Source organism: Bradyrhizobium sp. SZCCHNR1053, assembly GCF_032381235.1.
In the GTDB taxonomy this organism is placed as follows: domain Bacteria; phylum Pseudomonadota; class Alphaproteobacteria; order Rhizobiales; family Xanthobacteraceae; genus Bradyrhizobium.
This window is the reverse complement of sequence record NZ_JAUHJM010000001.1, coordinates 668,842-683,062: the sequence shown is the minus strand read 5'-3', so window position 1 is coordinate 683,062 and position 14,221 is coordinate 668,842. Positions and strand designations below refer to the sequence as shown.

The window sequence follows — 14,221 nt, the reverse complement described above, 5'->3', positions numbered from 1 at the left end:
CCAAATTCCGGAGCAGGATATTCTTGATGACCACGACGACAGACATGGCGACGACGGCAGAGGCAGGGCGCGACTTCATCCGCGACATCGTCCAGGCCGATCTCGACAGCGGCAGGCACAAGACGATCGTCACCCGGTTCCCGCCGGAGCCGAACGGCTACCTGCATATCGGCCATGCCAAGTCGATCGGTCTCAACTTCGGCATTGCCCAGGAGTTCGGCGGCCGCTGCAATCTGCGCTTCGATGACACCAATCCGACCAAGGAAGAGCAGGAATATATCGATTCCATCCAGGCCGACGTGCGCTGGCTCGGCTATGACTGGGGCGACAACCTGTTCTTCGCTTCGGATTATTTCGAGCGGCTCTACGATTGGGCGGAAGGGCTGATCAAGGCCGGGCTCGCCTATGTCGACGACCAGTCGCAGGAGGAGATCCGCCTGTCGCGCGGCACGCTCACCGAGCCCGGCAAGAACAGCCCGTTCCGCGACCGCACGGTCGAGGAGAATCTCGACCTGTTCCGGCGCATGAAGGCCGGCGAATTCCCGAACGGCGCGCGCGTGCTGCGCGCCAAGATCGACATGGCCGCCGGCAACATCAACCTGCGCGACCCCGTGCTGTACCGGATCATGCACGCCCATCACCCGCGCACCGGCGACGCCTGGAAGATCTATCCGAGTTACGACTACGCCCACGGGCAGTCGGACGCGATCGAGGGCGTGACGCACTCGATCTGCACGCTCGAGTTCGAGGACCACCGGCCGCTCTACGATTGGTTCCTGGACAAGCTGCCGGTGCCGTCGCATCCGCACCAGTACGAGTTCGCGCGGCTCAACCTGACCTACACGCTGCTGTCGAAGCGCGTGCTGACGCGGCTGGTGCAGGACGGCCATGTCTCAGGCTGGAACGATCCACGCATGCCGACCATCGCCGGCCTGAAGCGGCGCGGCGTGCCGCCGGCGGCGGTGCGCGAGTTCATCAAGCGCATCGGCATCGCCAAGGCCAACAGCGTCGTCGATGTCGGCATGCTCGAATTCTGCATCCGCGAGGAGCTGAACCGCACGGCGCTGCGTCGGATGGCCGTGTTGCGGCCGCTGAAGGTGGTGATCGAGAATTATCCGGAAGGCCAGGTCGAGGAGCTCGAGGCGATCAACCACCCCGACGATCCCGCAGCCGGCACGCGCAAAGTCGCCTTCGGCCGCGAGCTCTATATCGAGCAGGACGACTTCATGGAGAACCCGCCGAAGAAGTTCTTCCGGTTGTCGCCGGGCAACGAGGTGCGGCTACGCTACGCCTATTTCGTCAAGTGCCGCGACGTCATCAAGAACGACGCCGGCGAGATCGTCGAGCTGCGCTGTACCTATGATCCGGCGACCAGGGGCGGCAACGCACCGGATGGACGCAAGGTCAAGGCGACGATGCACTGGCTGCCCGCTGCGCAGTCGCTGACCGCCGAGATCCGCCTCTACAACCAGCTGTTCGCCAATCCGAGCCCCAATGCGGCCGACTTCACCGCCGATCTCAATCCCAACTCGCTTGAGGTCCTGACCGACGCGCGCATCGAGCCGGCGATCGCCGAGAGCAATTCGGACGCGCCGATGCAATTCGAGCGCCAGGGCTACTTCGTCCGCGATCCGGATTCGACGCCCGACAAGCTCGTGTTCAACCGCACCATCGGCCTGCGCGACACCTTTGCGAAGGAGGTCGCGAAGGGATGAGATGGGGACCGCAGCCGCAGCTCAATTGATCGCTGCGAGGCCGGCCTCGGTCAGCGTTGGCACGCCATCGCTGACCTCCACCAGGCCGCGCTCCGCGAGGAGCGAGAGATCATCGTCGGCGACGGGGGAGAGCGTGAGCCGGTGGGCCTTGATGTCCCGCAACGTCCAGCGCAGGTGGATCGCCGTGTCGAGCGCGAGGTCGGCAAAGGGATCGTCATTGTCATGGTGGTCCATACCCGCATAAGCCCGTGCGGTGCCGAAAGTTCCAATGACGTTCCCGGCACCGGGATTGGATTCTCGTTCCGTTCCGCTAGTCGGATTCCCCGTGGTTTCGCTAGCCTCCATGCCCGTGAAGTAACGGGTGGTGTGGGCAATGGCGGAGCCGGTCAGGCCGCCGGGAGGGCGTCGCGGGATCGCGGGCGCGATGGCCGATGTCTGGCCGCCGCGCGGCGCGCTGGCCGGCGGCTGGCCCGCGATCGGGTCCGGCGCGTCGTCGGCATTCGCCGCCCGCCTGAAGAGCTGGGCGGTCGAGGAGGCCGGGGCGGGCCGGCTGCTGCCCTGGGTGCCGGTGGCGTTCGGGGCCGGCATCGCGCTGTACTTCACCGCCGATCACGAGCCGGTGCTCTGGATCGCCGCCACCACCGCGGCGCTGCTCTGCATCGTTGCCATCATGATGCGGCGGCATCGGATGTTTCCGGCTGCCGTGATGATCGCGGCTGCAGCGTGCGGCTTTGCCGCGGCGACCATCAAGACCGCGCGTGTCGCACATCCGGTGCTGGCGCGGCCGCTGTACTCCGTGGCGCTGTCCGGCTTCGTCGAGGCGCGCGACGTCCGCGAGCGCAGCGATCGGATCGTGCTGCGGGTGACGTCGATGGAGAGCCCGCGCAACGCCGTCACCATCGCGCGTGTCAGGCTCGCGGTGCGTAAGGGCACGGCGCCCGAGGTCGGCAGCTTCGTGCAGCTCAAGGCGCGGCTGCTGCCGCCGATGGCCCCGGTGCGGCCGGGATCCTACGACTTCGCGCGCGACATGTTCTTCCAGGGCATCGGCGCCTCCGGCTTCGTGATGGGCGCGATCACGACGGCGACGCCGCCGCAGGCCGCCGGCTTCGGCCTGGGCTATGCGGCGGCCATGCAGGGCCTGCGCGATGCGATCGACGCACGCATCCGCGCCCGCCTGACGGGCGATGAGCGCGCCATCGCCACCGCGCTGCTGACCGGCCGGCGCGACGCCATCACGCCCGATGTCAACGATGCGATGTTCGTCTCCGGCCTCGGCCACGTGCTGTCGATCTCAGGCTATCACATGGCCGTCGTCGCCGGCGTCGTGTTCTTCGCCGTGCGCGCGCTGCTTGCGCTGATCCCCGGCCTCACCATCAGCCATCCGATCAAGAAATGGGCGGCCGCGGCGGCGCTGGTCGCGGCGGCGTTCTACCTGCTGCTGTCGGGCGCGGAGGTCGCGACGCAGAGATCGTTCTTCATGACGGCCGTGGTGCTGATCGCGGTCATGGTCGATCGCCGCGCCGTCACCTTCCGCACGCTCGCGGTCGCGGCGATGATCGTGCTGATCGCGGCACCCGAAGCGCTGGTGCATCCGAGCTTCCAGATGTCATTCGCGGCGACGCTCGGCCTGGTCGCGCTGGTGCAGTTCGGCCTGCCCAAACTGTTTGCGACGCCGGACAGCTCCACGACGCAGCGCATCGCGCTGTGGGGCGGCCGCGAGCTTGCGATGCTGCTGCTGGCCTCGCTGATCGCGGGGCTTGCGACCACGCCCTATGCCGCGTTCCACTTCCATCGCGTCACGCCCTATGGCGTGCTCGCCAATCTCGCGGCGATGCCGGTGGTTTCGGTGCTGGTGATGCCCGCCGGACTGCTCGGCCTGCTGGCGGCGCCGTTCGGGCTCGACGGTCCCTGGTGGACGCTGATGGGCCTCGGCATCGACTGGATGATCGCGGTGACGCGCTGGGTGGCGGCGCTGCCTGGCGCGGTCGGGCGCATCCCGGGCTTCGGCATCGGTCCGCTGATCCTGGCCAGCCTCGGCGTCATCCTGATCGGCCTGCTGCGCACACCGCTGCGCTGGTCGGGTGCCGTCGGGCTCGTGGTGGCCACCGCGTGGGCCGCCACGACGCCGCTGCCCGATGTCCTGATCGCCGGCGATGGGCGTGCGGTGGCGGTGCGCGGTCGTGACGGACGCCTGCATGTGATGCGCACCGGCAAGGACGTGTTCGCCACCAAGGAGTGGCTCGCGGCCGACGCCGATGCCCGGCTGCCGGCGGATTCATCGCTCGCCGATGGCGTCTCCTGCGACGAGGCGGGCTGCGTGGTCGCGATGGTCGACGGCCGATTCGCCGCCTTGACCCTGCGCGCCGAGGCGCTCGACGATGATTGCGCCCGTGCCGCGCTGATCGTCACCGCGCGCGCCGCGCCGTCATCCTGCGCGGCGGCCGTCATCGATCGCCAGCGCCTGCAGCAGCAGGGCGCCTTGATGCTGGTGCAGCGGGGCACCGGCTTCTCCGTCACGCCGGTGCGCGCCGGCGGCACCGACCGCCCGTGGTGGCCGGCGCCCGCCGAGGCCGGCGAGTTCGACACGACGCTGACGCCGCGTGCGCCGGTGTCGCGGCTTCAGGACGCGACGCCGCCGGAGACGGAGCAGGGCGAGCAGGATTGAGCGCCGGACAGCTCGAACGTGCTGAGATGATACAACGTGCTGAGATGATACTCGGTGTCGTCGGGTCCATCGAACAGCGAGGGACCTTCGACCAGCGTGAACGCAGCGCCCGGATATCGTTGCCAGACGGCGATGTCATCAACCGTGACCGTTAGCCATCCGAACGGAAGCATGTAGCGGCCGGGCTCGGTGATCCGGTCGGCCTTGTTCCAATCGATCTTGTTGACCGCGGCGGCAAGCTCCCCCGGCACACAATGCCGGCCGAGGGATGTCGTTCCTATTCGATGCGATGCCGGAGCGTGAGGTTCGCCCGAAAGGACCTTGCGCTTGCAGAAACCAAATCTCCCCCGGCCGAAAGCTCGCTCATGACCGAGAGAAATGCGGACGCGCAGGCGCTCAGGTGATGCTGATGCGGCGAATCGGTGTGGCCTGCGAAGCCGGAACGTCCTCCGCCATGCCCGGGCGGCGCTCGGCCGGCTGCTTGCTGACCGGCAATTGTAGCACGGTGACGCGCTGGCCCTCGCAGAGCTGGGTCACCAGCACGTGGCGGCCGTCGGCGAATTCGATCGCGTCGTGATGGCGATCGGGGATGTGCGTCTCGATGCTGTTGAACTTCGCGACGCGCTCGCGGATCGTCCGGGTCCAGAGCCAGCGGCTGTCGTAGCGGACGTCCTCGACAAATGCCAACTCGGTGCCGGGCAGCATGCAGACGGCGACGGTCGGCTCGCTCTCGAGGGCGAAGCCGCGGGTGGCGGTGCCGCGAAACGTCGTCGAGATCAACGTCTCGCCGACCTTGGCGGGACGGGACGCAACCGCATGGAGGCTGTAGTCACACATCGGATCGCTCCTCGTTGAGAGATAGCCGACCCACGCTCCCCCCGGACAGGCGCAGGCCTCTATCAGAGTGGACATCGATGGTGATGTTAGCGCGCGCTTCACGGCAATTCTGCGCTGATCTGCACCGCGTGCGCCCGCGGGCGATCACAAGCGTTTGAGCATGCCGCGCTGCACATCCTGAGGTGCATTCGCGCGTGACCAATTTCGATCGGCGGCGAAGCGCGTGCGCCCGTCGCCGATCGACCGATCGCGTCCGCGATCAGTACTTGCGATACAGCCCGACCAGCTTGCCTTGGATCTTCACCCGGTTCGGCGGCAGGATGCGCACCTCGTAGGCGGTGTTGGCCGGCTCCAGCGCGATCGATGCGCCGCGGCGGCGGAAGCGCTTCAACGTCGCTTCCTCATCGTCGATGAGCGCCACCACGATGTCGCCGGTATCGGCGGTCTCGTTGCGCTGGATCAGCGCCATGTCGCCGTCGAGGATGCCGGCATCGACCATGGAGTCGCCGCGCACCTCGAGCGCATAGTGATCGCCGTTGCCGAGCATGTCGGCAGGCACGCTGATGGTGTGGCTGCGCGTCTGTAGCGCCTCGATCGGGGTACCGGCGGCGATGCGGCCCATCACCGGCACCGCGACGGGGCGCTCGCCATCGTCCAGCGCGGGAGTGCTGGTGCGCACCTTGCCGAGATTGCCCTCGATCACCGATGGGGTGAAGCCGCGGCGGTTGTTGGCAGCCTGTGACAGCTCGGGCAGCTTGATCACCTCGATCGCGCGGGCGCGGTTGGGCAGCCGGCGGATAAAGCCGCGCTCCTCGAGCGCCGTGATCAGGCGATGAATGCCGGACTTCGAGCGCAGATCGAGCGCATCCTTCATCTCGTCGAAGGACGGCGGCACGCCGGCTTCCTTGAGCCGCTCGTTGATGAACCGCAGAAGTTCGTACTGTTTGCGCGTCAGCATCTCGACCTGGTCCCCAGTTTGTTGTCGTCCGAGTCCAGGAGCTGCGCCTTGAGCACAAACCGGCTGAGAGCGCCTTGGAGTCGGACCATCATCGCGTCGCCCGCAACATACTAAAAACAAATCATGAACGGACACTATATGTTCGATGTGTGTTCCGCAATCCTTAAATTGTAGTGAACGGACCGGGCTTTGCCGGGGGAAACGGCCTAGCTCGGCAGGCGCAGGATCTCGCACGGGCTGCCGGCGGCGGCCTTCGGCGCAAACGCCCGCCGGATCACCAGCGCCTGCGAGAGCGCGAGATTGCCGAGCAGCGACGAATCCTGCTGGGTCACCGGCGTTGCGATCAGGGTGCCGTCGGCGCGCTCCTCGAGCTGCGCCCGCAGATAGTCCTCGCGCGAATCGTTGGCCCCGAGTTCGCGGCCGAGCAGGGCGGTCTCGCGTGGCATGCGAGCTTCGTCGCGGCCGAGCAGCCGCCGAATCAGCGGCACCAGGAACAGGATGGCGCAGACATAGGACGACACCGGATTGCCGGGCAGTCCGATCACCCTCATGTCGCCGAGCCGTCCGTGCATCATCGGCTTGCCCGGCCGCATCGCGATCTTCCAGAACGCCATCTCGACGCCCTCGGCTTCGAGCGCCTGCTTGACGAGGTCGTGATCGCCGACCGAGGCGCCGCCGGTCGTGATCAGGATGTCGGCCTTGGCCTCGCGCGCCCGCCGGATCCCGGCGATCGTGGCCTCCATCGTATCCGCGGCGATGCCGAGATCGATCGGTGTCGCGCCCTCGCTGCGCACCAGCGCCCGCAGGGCGTAGCCGTTGGAATAGACGATCTGGCCCGGGCCGGGCGTCGAGCCCGGCATCACGAGCTCGTCGCCGGTGGCGAGCAGCGCCACCTTCGGCCGGCGCCGCACCGGCAGTGCCGGATGATTCATGCTGGCCGCCAGCGACAGGTCGCGGTCGCTGAGCCGGCGGCCCGCCTTCAGCAGCACCATGCCCTGGTGGAAGTCGACGCCAGCGGGCCGAATGTGCCGGCCCTTGATGGCCGCCTCGTTGATGACGACATGGCCATCTTCGGCGATCGTGTCCTCCTGGATCACCACCGAGTCGGCGCCCTCAGGGACAACGCCACCAGTGAAGATGCGCGCCGCCTCGCCGGGTCCGACCACGCGATCGAACGGCCGGCCGGCCGCGACCTCGCCGATCACCCTCAGCCGCACCTTGGCCTGGGCTGCGTCCGCCGCGCGCACGGCGTAGCCGTCCATCGCCGACATCGCCTCGGGCGGCTGCGTCCGCAGCGCCGCGAGGTCGCGGGCCAGGATGCGGTGATGGGCCTCGTCCAGCGTCACCAGCTCCTCGGCCAGCGGCTCGGCGCCGGCGAGCACGGCGGACAACGCATCGGACACCGGCATCAAGGCCATGAGAGTTCCTTCGGACGGAGACGGCAGATCGAATGAGTCGCCTTCTAACCGAACGCGCACGGCTCGGCCAAGGGCTCAGGCCGCTTCCTGCCTTCTGATCGTCTGATGTTGGCCGCGTCCGGGCCGCTGCCTCACGACCGCGCGAGAAACCCTGCAATCAGTGCGCAGAAGGTCGACCGCAGTGCCAAGGCGTTGGCCGATGCGCCGTTCCGGTTAGCTCCCGCCCCGCGTTCTATCCAGCAGCTGCGCGACAGGCGGCGCGCTCGGTCGTGTGCAGGATATCCGCCACCATGTTCCGCAGCCAGACCGATGCTGCATCACGATCGAGCTGCAGCGGCCAGACCATCGAGACGGCCGGCAGCCGCAGCTTCAACGGCGCGGGACAGAGCGTCAGCCCAAATCGCGGCCCGTAGAGCTTTGCCATCCTGGTCGGTATCGTCGTGATCACCGGTGATGCGGCGACCGTCGCCAGCACGCTGAGGAATTCCGAGGAGGCCGAGACCACGTTGAGCTCGGTCCCGATCTCATCCAGCGCCGCCTCCAGACAGCCCTGCAGGCTGTTGGTCAGCGTCACCAGCGCGTGCGGAAGCGACAGATAGTCGGCGAGGCTGATCGGCGTTTTCATCGCGATGCGCTTTGGATTGTAGACGCAGCTCAGCGCCTGCTCGAACAGGAGCTGGGATCTGTGCCGCTGTGCGACGGCGTCGAAGCAGCCGACCGCGACATCCAAGGCTCCGTCGTCGAGCAGGCGATGCACTTCGTTACGCTCGGTCGGCCGGCTGAGAAGCCGCACGCCGGGCGCCGTTCGACGGAGCACCGCGGTGAGCTCGGGGATCAGCAGCAGCTCGACCTCACTTGAAAATCCCAGGCGGATGGTGCGCTGCTCGGTCGCCGGGTCGAACTCCGGTGCGGCATGCAGCGCTGCCTGCATCTGCCCCAGCGCCGCCCGAACCGGCCCGGCGAGCACCGCAGCCTTTGGCGTCGGCTGCATGACGGCGCCGACGCGGACGAACAGCTCGTCCTGCAGCAGCACGCGAAGCGTCGACAGCGTATGGCTCATCGCAGGCTGACCCACCTTGAGGCGTGCGGCCGCGCGCGTCACGCTGCGCTCCTGCATGAGCGCGTCGAACGCGACCAGCAGATTGAGGTCGAAGGAGCGAAGATCGAAGTGATCGATGGACTGCATGAGCTGGATCGATTTGAGGAATGTACGACCTAGTCCTAGATCTCGGCCCAGACAAGACCACCGTTCGGATCGAGGCCGCCAGACATGCAGGACATCACGACCTATCGCGTCGGAGACGCCACCATCACGAGGATCTTCGAGATCGGCCTCGATGCGGTCGAGGGAGAGTTTTTGTTTCCGGGCGTAGAAGCAGACAGCATCGTTCGGGAACGAGGCCAGGTGGGGGCGGGATCGGTCGATCCGCACACGGGATCGTTGCGCCTGAGCATCCATAGCTGGCTGGTGCGGACGCCGGAGCGGGTGGTCCTGATCGACACGGCCACCGGCAATGACAAGGAGCGGCCCGGCGCAGCAGTTCTGCATCGCTTGAACGAGCCGTTTCTCGACCGGCTGCGGGCGGCCGGCGTCGCCCCTGGCGATGTCGATCTCGTCCTGATGACGCATCTGCACGCGGATCATGTGGGGTGGAATACGCAGCTTGCCGATGGCCGTTGGACGCCGGTGTTTCCGAACGCCCGGTACGTTTTCTCAGGCCGCGAGCGCGCCTATCTGGCGGCACTGTCGGCCGCTGACGGCTCGGATGCCGCGATCAGGGATGCGGCCGGTCTCGGTCGCATGCTGCATCCGCCGCTGCCAGGGGTCTACGAAGACAGCGTGCTGCCGATCGTCGAGGCCGGCCTCGCGCGTGAGATCACGGTCGATGGCAGCGAGGTCGTGGATGGCTTCCGCTATCTGCCGAGCCCTGGTCACAGCATCGATCACGCCTGCATCAGTCTCACCTCGCGCGGCGAGCGCGCGCTGTTCTGGGGCGATGTGATGCATCATCCGCTGCAGGTCGCGCGTCCGGATTGGAACTCGGTCTATTGCGAATTTCCGGACGCGGCGCGGAGCTCACGCCAATGGGCGCTGAACCACGCCGCCGAGACCGGCTCCCTCGTGTTCACGACCCACTTCGCCGAGTCCTCGGCCGGGCGGATCAGCCGCGACGGCGACCGGTTCGCGTGGCACTTCGCCTGATCCGAGGTGACCATGACCGAGAACGCAACGTCCTCCCCGCGCATCGTTTCCGAGCGCCGCCTGATCGAAGGCCCGGTGTCCGATGTCCAGCTTCAGCTCATCAACAAGCGTCGGCATGACGTGCAACGGTTCTCGGCCGAGCGCACGCTGGTGATGATGCACGGCGCCACCTTTTCATCCGCCAGCCTGTTCGACGTCGCGGTTGGTGGCGCCTCCTTCATGGATGTCCTGGCGCAGGCCGGCTACGATGTCTGGGCCGTCGATGCGCGCGGCTATGGCGGCTCCAGCCGGCCGCCGGAGATGTCGCGGGCGGCCGAGGAGGGATCTCCATTGGTCAATGCGCGGACCGCCGTGGACGATTTCGGCGCGGCGGTGGACTTCATCTGCCGGCATCGCGACGTCCCGCGCGCCAACGTGCTCGGCATGTCCTGGGGCGCCACCGTCGCGGGCATGTTCGCGAGCGCGGCGAGCGCGAAGCTCGAGAAGCTGATCCTGGTGACGCCGCTCTGGCTGTCCAGCGAGCCGCTGCGCATCGACGCTGGCGGACCGCTCGGCGCGTATCGGATCGTCAGCCCGCGCGCGTTCGAGGCTGCGTGGCGCGGCGCCGCTCCGGAGCAGGCGCGGGACAAGCTGATTCCGGACGGCTGGTTCGAGTCCTGGGCGGAGGCGACGCTCGCGACCGATCCGGACTCGCCGTACCCCGGCGCGATCCGTGCGCCTTCGGGCGCGGTGCAGGACGTGCGCGAGCATTGGACCGTGGACCAGCCGATCTACGATCCCAGCACGATCAACTGCCCTGTTCTCGTGCTCTCGGCGGAATGGGATGTGGACGTCCGCTTCGACGTGGCGCACGACCTGTTCGTTCGTCTCGTGAGCGCGCCGTACAAGCGCCTGGTCGAGATCGGGCAGGGCACGCACATGATCCTGATGGAGCGGAATCGACGGCAGGCGTTCGATGCGGTGATCGGATTTCTGGACGAGCGCGTCGTGCCGGCGCGTTGATCGTCGCGCGGACGGCCTGCACCGCGTTAGAGCGGATGCCGAATCCAGACATTCGGCTCGACATAGGCGGCATGGTCGTGCTCGACCGACGCGAGCACGGGCACGAGAGCAGCGGGGACCTCGATCTCACCCGAGCGATCGAAGGTCACGCCGGTCCATTGCGACCACTCGGCGAGCGTGCCGACGATGGTCATCGAGCACGGCGCGATCTTGACGATCTCGCCACCGATGCCGAGGTGCGTGCGCAGCCAGGAATCGACCAATCGGCCGTCTTCGCGCCGCTGATCGAGATAGGCGCGCATCGGCGTCCGCGGCGCCAGATGTTTCTGGTTCGGTCGCACCGGCGCATACAGCTCGGCAAAACCTTTGGCGCGTGCGCAGCCTTTCAGAGCCGCGAGCATGGCGAGCGAGCTGCCGGGCACGCGCGCCTTCGGCAGCAGCGCAATCTCCAGCGCGCTCATCGTCGTCGGCCGCCGTCCCAGCAGGCGGTCCTCGTGACCCCAGCGGATCACCTCGTCCCAGCCCGCATCCGGCAGCGTGCGGCGGCCGTCGATGCCGAAGGTGAAGGGGACGGCGAAGGCGCGCCCGACCACCTCGTCACCGGCGAGCGCCACGTAGGCGCAGTCCGCATATTGGTCGAACACTGGCGGATCATAGTACAACGTCGCCGTCCGGTCCTGCCGCATGAACTCCGGCCAGATGGCATCCAGCTCGGGCGAGAACACGCGCGGGATCAGGTCGGGCCGATCACGCAAACAGATGATGTCGAGGGGCATTCGGTTCTTCCGGGCCGCGGGGGCGTGCAGAGCGGACAGCTTAGGCGGTCGGGCCGTCTGCGACCAGCGGATGTGGCGGGAGACGGGCCGGATCGCTCCCTTGCCGGCGGTCGAATTTAGGATTCGCTTTTTCGGAAAAATCTGCTATGCTGATTTGGTCCCGTGCTCGACAGGAGGGGCGCTTCGCGATCGTCACGGACGTGGAGCGCGGGATGCGGTGGCCGCGACGTGCCGCAGCGTGCTCGGATGGCACGCGGACGAACGGCATGGCGCGGACGTGAAGTCGCGTGGTCCTGGCATCCCGAAGCTGATGCCAAGCCGGCGGGTGATGATGATCCCGACGGCGACGGTGGCCAACAAGCCGGGCACCGGGGAGATCGCGTATAAACGTGAAAACCATCGCGCAGGGAATGCCGGATGTCGGCTGGACCTGTGGTGACTGCCGCCTGCTTTTTTTCTGCAGGCGGGCCATGGGTTGCGGCCAGCAGCCCGGCATTCCCTGCGCCCTCCGATTGGAGGAGGGTGAGATGAGAGCAGCAAAGCTCGGGCACATCGTGTCGCGAGAACAATCTTGCATGAGTGGGCACCGTCATTGCGAGCGCAGCCTTTCAGAACGTCACGCCGCTGGCCATGACGCACCCTTGCGCGATGCGATCAGATCCCGAGCGCCTCCAGCGCCGCGGCGATGTCGTCCGTCGAGCGCACCAGCACCGCCTGCAGCCCGCTGGCCCGCGCGCCGTCGATGTTTTCAGCGAGATCGTCGAAGAATACGATGCGCTCGGCGGGCACGCCGATCGCATCGACCACATGCGCGTAGGCCTCGGCATCCGGCTTTCGCAGGCCGATCGACGACGACAGGAAGATCTCGCGAAAGTGACCAAGCAGGTCGGCGTAGCGCGGCGAGAAGTGATCGATGTGCGGCTGGTTGGTGTTGGAGAAGGCATAGAGCGGCAGTTTCTCCGCCGCGCGTGCGAGCAGCGGGGCGATGCCGGGCATCGGACCGACGAAGATCGCGTTCCAGCCCTCGAGAAACTGCGCGTCGGTGATGTCGATGCCGAGCTGCCGGCGCAGGTTGGCGAAGAAGTCGGCGTCGGAGACCGTGCCGCGCTCATGGCCGTGGTAGATCTCGTCGCGCACGAAGCGCGCGGCGAGATGCTCCGGCGCGCAGCCGGCATGCGCGGCCCAGCGCGAGACGATCTGGACGAAATCGATGTCGATGACGACGCGGCCGAGATCGAACAGCAGCGCGTCGGCGTCGCCGGGGCGGAGAGCGGAGGAGGGCATGGAGGGGGGCGTCGATGGCTGGCGTTGAACGGAAGGGCCTCCGCCTCAATAACGGTAGGGCTCGATGTCGACCAGCGGAAACGCGCTGACGACGCTCGGCTGGTTGGTGGCGGTTGCCGGATGCAGGTAGGAGCCGTTGAGCTCGGCGAACGAGGTGACGCCGAGCAGGCCGAGCGCGCGGATGACCTCGTCCTCCAGCAGCTCGAGCATGCGCAGGATGCCGTCCTCGCCGGCCGCGGCGAGCGCCCAGCATTGCAGCCGGCCGATGCCGACGAGGTCGGCGCCGGAGGCGATCGCCTTGACGATGTCGGTGCCACGGCAGAAGCCGCCGTCGACCATGATCTTTGCCCGGCTCCTCACGGCGGCGACGATCTCCGGCAGCACTTGCATGGCTCCGCGGCCATGGTCGAGCTGGCGGCCGCCATGGTTGGAGACGTAGATCCAGTCGACGCCGTGATCGACCGCAATCTGCGCGTCCTCGGCGGTCGCGATGCCCTTGATGATCAGCGGCAGCTTGAACTTGTCCTTGATCAGCTTGACGGTGTGCCAGCTCAGCGCCTTCTGGTGGTCGCCGCCGGTCGCGCGCAGCCGGCTTTCGCGGACGTAGCGCTTGGCGATGTCGCGCTCGCGCCGGCTGTAATGGGCGGTGTCGACGGTCAGGCAGAACGCGGTGTAGCTGTTGGCGACCGCCCGGCTCACATAGTCCTCGACGAAGGCGTCGTCGCCGCGGACATAGAGCTGGAAGATTCGCAGCGCGTCGGGCGCGGCCTCGGCGGTCTTCTCCAGCCCGGGTTCCGACACCGAGCTCAGCATGTGCGCCGCTCCGAATCGGCCCGCCCCACGGGCCACGCTGGCCGCCCCTGCCGGATCGAAGATTTCGAGCGCACCGACCGGGGCCATGACCACCGGCAGGCGCAGCTTGCGTCCGAAAGTTTCGACCGAGGCATCGACCCTGGACACGTCGCGCAGCACGCGCGGACGGAACGCGATCTCGTCGAGCGCCATCCGGTTCCGACGCAGCGTGGTCTCGGTTTCGGCCCCGCCGATGATGTAGTCCCAGGCGTTCTGGTTGAGCTGGGCGCGCGCCTTGCGGATGAGCTCGTGCAGGTTCTGGAACTTCTCGTCGCTCGAGCCGAGTTCGACGTTCCGCCACCCGGCCTCGATCGGGGTCCGTTGGTTCATGTTTGCCTCCCAGCGACTGTCATGTTTGCGGTTTTGCCGCGGAGCATTGCCCATCGAGCGGGCCGGGAGCAAGCCATTCCGAACTCGAGCTTCCCGGGCGCGCGCAGGGAGCGGCGCCCCGCAGGCCCAGGCCATCAAATCGCGGCGTGGTACACGGCTCGTCGAATTGTGATCATGGGTG

At 67.4% G+C, this 14,221-nt stretch carries 14 protein-coding genes; 5 read left to right on the top strand and 9 right to left on the bottom strand.

What is annotated here, in order from left to right; translation table 11 throughout:
* The first annotated feature begins 26 nt into the window (after window positions 1–26).
* The gene (locus QX051_RS03225) at window positions 27–1,715 is read left to right on the top strand and encodes a glutamine--tRNA ligase/YqeY domain fusion protein (protein WP_315775030.1); all 1,689 of its coding nucleotides are present in this window, start codon (window positions 27–29) and stop codon (window positions 1,713–1,715) included.
* A 21-nt stretch (window positions 1,716–1,736) separates the two neighbouring features.
* On the opposite strand, the gene QX051_RS03220 is transcribed toward QX051_RS03225, so the two are convergent.
* On the bottom strand, window positions 1,737–1,949 hold the full coding sequence (locus QX051_RS03220) for a hypothetical protein (RefSeq protein WP_315738219.1): 213 nt from the start codon (window positions 1,947–1,949) through the stop codon (window positions 1,737–1,739).
* A gap of 139 nt (window positions 1,950–2,088) precedes the next feature.
* Between QX051_RS03220 and QX051_RS03215 the strand changes: the two genes are divergently transcribed.
* The gene (locus QX051_RS03215) at window positions 2,089–4,380 is read left to right on the top strand and encodes a ComEC/Rec2 family competence protein (protein ID WP_315775028.1); all 2,292 of its coding nucleotides are present in this window, start codon (window positions 2,089–2,091) and stop codon (window positions 4,378–4,380) included.
* On the opposite strand, the gene QX051_RS03210 is transcribed toward QX051_RS03215, so the two are convergent.
* The 5 genes from QX051_RS03210 to QX051_RS03190 all read right to left on the bottom strand — a co-directional run bounded on the left by QX051_RS03210 (window position 4,335) and on the right by QX051_RS03190 (window position 8,779).
* Window positions 4,335–4,553, bottom strand: coding sequence for a hypothetical protein (locus QX051_RS03210; protein ID WP_409998063.1), 219 nt, complete (start codon window positions 4,551–4,553; stop codon window positions 4,335–4,337). The two genes, QX051_RS03215 and QX051_RS03210, sit on opposite strands and share 46 nt — an antisense overlap.
* A gap of 223 nt (window positions 4,554–4,776) precedes the next feature.
* Entirely contained in the window at window positions 4,777–5,217 is a 441-nt protein-coding gene (locus QX051_RS03205; RefSeq protein WP_315775027.1) for a hypothetical protein, read from the bottom strand.
* Between the two features lie 259 nt (window positions 5,218–5,476).
* Window positions 5,477–6,175, bottom strand: a complete 699-nt coding sequence (lexA, locus tag QX051_RS03200) for a transcriptional repressor LexA (protein WP_172109545.1) — start codon at window positions 6,173–6,175, stop codon at window positions 5,477–5,479.
* Between the two features lie 206 nt (window positions 6,176–6,381).
* The gene (gene glp, locus QX051_RS03195; protein ID WP_315775025.1) at window positions 6,382–7,593 is read right to left on the bottom strand and encodes a gephyrin-like molybdotransferase Glp; all 1,212 of its coding nucleotides are present in this window, start codon (window positions 7,591–7,593) and stop codon (window positions 6,382–6,384) included.
* Between the two features lie 232 nt (window positions 7,594–7,825).
* A complete protein-coding gene (locus tag QX051_RS03190) occupies window positions 7,826–8,779 on the bottom strand; it encodes a LysR family transcriptional regulator (RefSeq protein WP_315738214.1) in 954 nt (317 codons plus the stop codon).
* Window positions 8,780–9,034: 255 nt separating this feature from the next.
* On the opposite strand from QX051_RS03190, the gene QX051_RS03185 reads away from it, so the two are divergent.
* Together QX051_RS03185 and QX051_RS03180 are read left to right on the top strand one after the other, a co-directional pair.
* The gene (locus QX051_RS03185; protein WP_315775023.1) at window positions 9,035–9,796 is read left to right on the top strand and encodes an MBL fold metallo-hydrolase; all 762 of its coding nucleotides are present in this window, start codon (window positions 9,035–9,037) and stop codon (window positions 9,794–9,796) included.
* Window positions 9,797–9,808: 12 nt separating this feature from the next.
* Window positions 9,809–10,798, top strand: a complete 990-nt coding sequence (locus QX051_RS03180; protein WP_315775022.1) for an alpha/beta hydrolase — start codon at window positions 9,809–9,811, stop codon at window positions 10,796–10,798.
* 26 nt (window positions 10,799–10,824) lie between these two features.
* Here the strand turns inward: QX051_RS03180 and QX051_RS03175 are convergent, their stop codons facing one another.
* The gene (locus QX051_RS03175) at window positions 10,825–11,484 is read right to left on the bottom strand and encodes a hypothetical protein (protein WP_315775304.1); all 660 of its coding nucleotides are present in this window, start codon (window positions 11,482–11,484) and stop codon (window positions 10,825–10,827) included.
* A gap of 190 nt (window positions 11,485–11,674) precedes the next feature.
* Here QX051_RS03175 and QX051_RS03170 point away from each other — a divergent pair, with 190 nt between their 5' ends.
* Window positions 11,675–12,013: a hypothetical protein gene (locus QX051_RS03170; protein ID WP_315775021.1), complete on the top strand. Its 339-nt coding sequence runs from the start codon at window positions 11,675–11,677 to the stop codon at window positions 12,011–12,013.
* A gap of 215 nt (window positions 12,014–12,228) precedes the next feature.
* Here the strand turns inward: QX051_RS03170 and QX051_RS03165 are convergent, their stop codons facing one another.
* Both QX051_RS03165 and QX051_RS03160 read right to left on the bottom strand, forming a co-directional pair.
* On the bottom strand, window positions 12,229–12,858 hold the full coding sequence (locus QX051_RS03165; protein WP_315775020.1) for an HAD family phosphatase: 630 nt from the start codon (window positions 12,856–12,858) through the stop codon (window positions 12,229–12,231).
* Between the two features lie 45 nt (window positions 12,859–12,903).
* Window positions 12,904–14,040 (bottom strand): alpha-hydroxy acid oxidase, encoded by a 1,137-nt coding sequence (locus QX051_RS03160; RefSeq protein WP_315775019.1) that lies wholly within the window; start codon window positions 14,038–14,040, stop codon window positions 12,904–12,906.
* Between the last annotated feature and the right edge of the window lie 181 nt (window positions 14,041–14,221).

What these genes read in the sequence shown, in the direction of transcription:
- QX051_RS03225 (WP_315775030.1), top strand. Translation starts at nt 27, where the DNA reads ATGACCACGACGACAGACATGGCGACGACGGCAGAGGCAGGGCGCGAC.
- QX051_RS03220 (WP_315738219.1), bottom strand. Translation starts at nt 1,949, where the DNA reads ATGGACCACCATGACAATGACGATCCCTTTGCCGACCTCGCGCTCGAC.
- QX051_RS03215 (WP_315775028.1), top strand. Translation starts at nt 2,089, where the DNA reads ATGGCGGAGCCGGTCAGGCCGCCGGGAGGGCGTCGCGGGATCGCGGGC.
- QX051_RS03210 (WP_409998063.1), bottom strand. Translation starts at nt 4,553, where the DNA reads ATGCTTCCGTTCGGATGGCTAACGGTCACGGTTGATGACATCGCCGTC.
- QX051_RS03205 (WP_315775027.1), bottom strand. Translation starts at nt 5,217, where the DNA reads ATGTGTGACTACAGCCTCCATGCGGTTGCGTCCCGTCCCGCCAAGGTC.
- lexA (WP_172109545.1), bottom strand. Translation starts at nt 6,175, where the DNA reads ATGCTGACGCGCAAACAGTACGAACTTCTGCGGTTCATCAACGAGCGG.
- glp (WP_315775025.1), bottom strand. Translation starts at nt 7,593, where the DNA reads ATGGCCTTGATGCCGGTGTCCGATGCGTTGTCCGCCGTGCTCGCCGGC.
- QX051_RS03190 (WP_315738214.1), bottom strand. Translation starts at nt 8,779, where the DNA reads ATGCAGTCCATCGATCACTTCGATCTTCGCTCCTTCGACCTCAATCTG.
- QX051_RS03180 (WP_315775022.1), top strand. Translation starts at nt 9,809, where the DNA reads ATGACCGAGAACGCAACGTCCTCCCCGCGCATCGTTTCCGAGCGCCGC.
- QX051_RS03175 (WP_315775304.1), bottom strand. Translation starts at nt 11,484, where the DNA reads ATGCGGCAGGACCGGACGGCGACGTTGTACTATGATCCGCCAGTGTTC.
- QX051_RS03165 (WP_315775020.1), bottom strand. Translation starts at nt 12,858, where the DNA reads ATGCCCTCCTCCGCTCTCCGCCCCGGCGACGCCGACGCGCTGCTGTTC.
- QX051_RS03160 (WP_315775019.1), bottom strand. Translation starts at nt 14,040, where the DNA reads ATGAACCAACGGACCCCGATCGAGGCCGGGTGGCGGAACGTCGAACTC.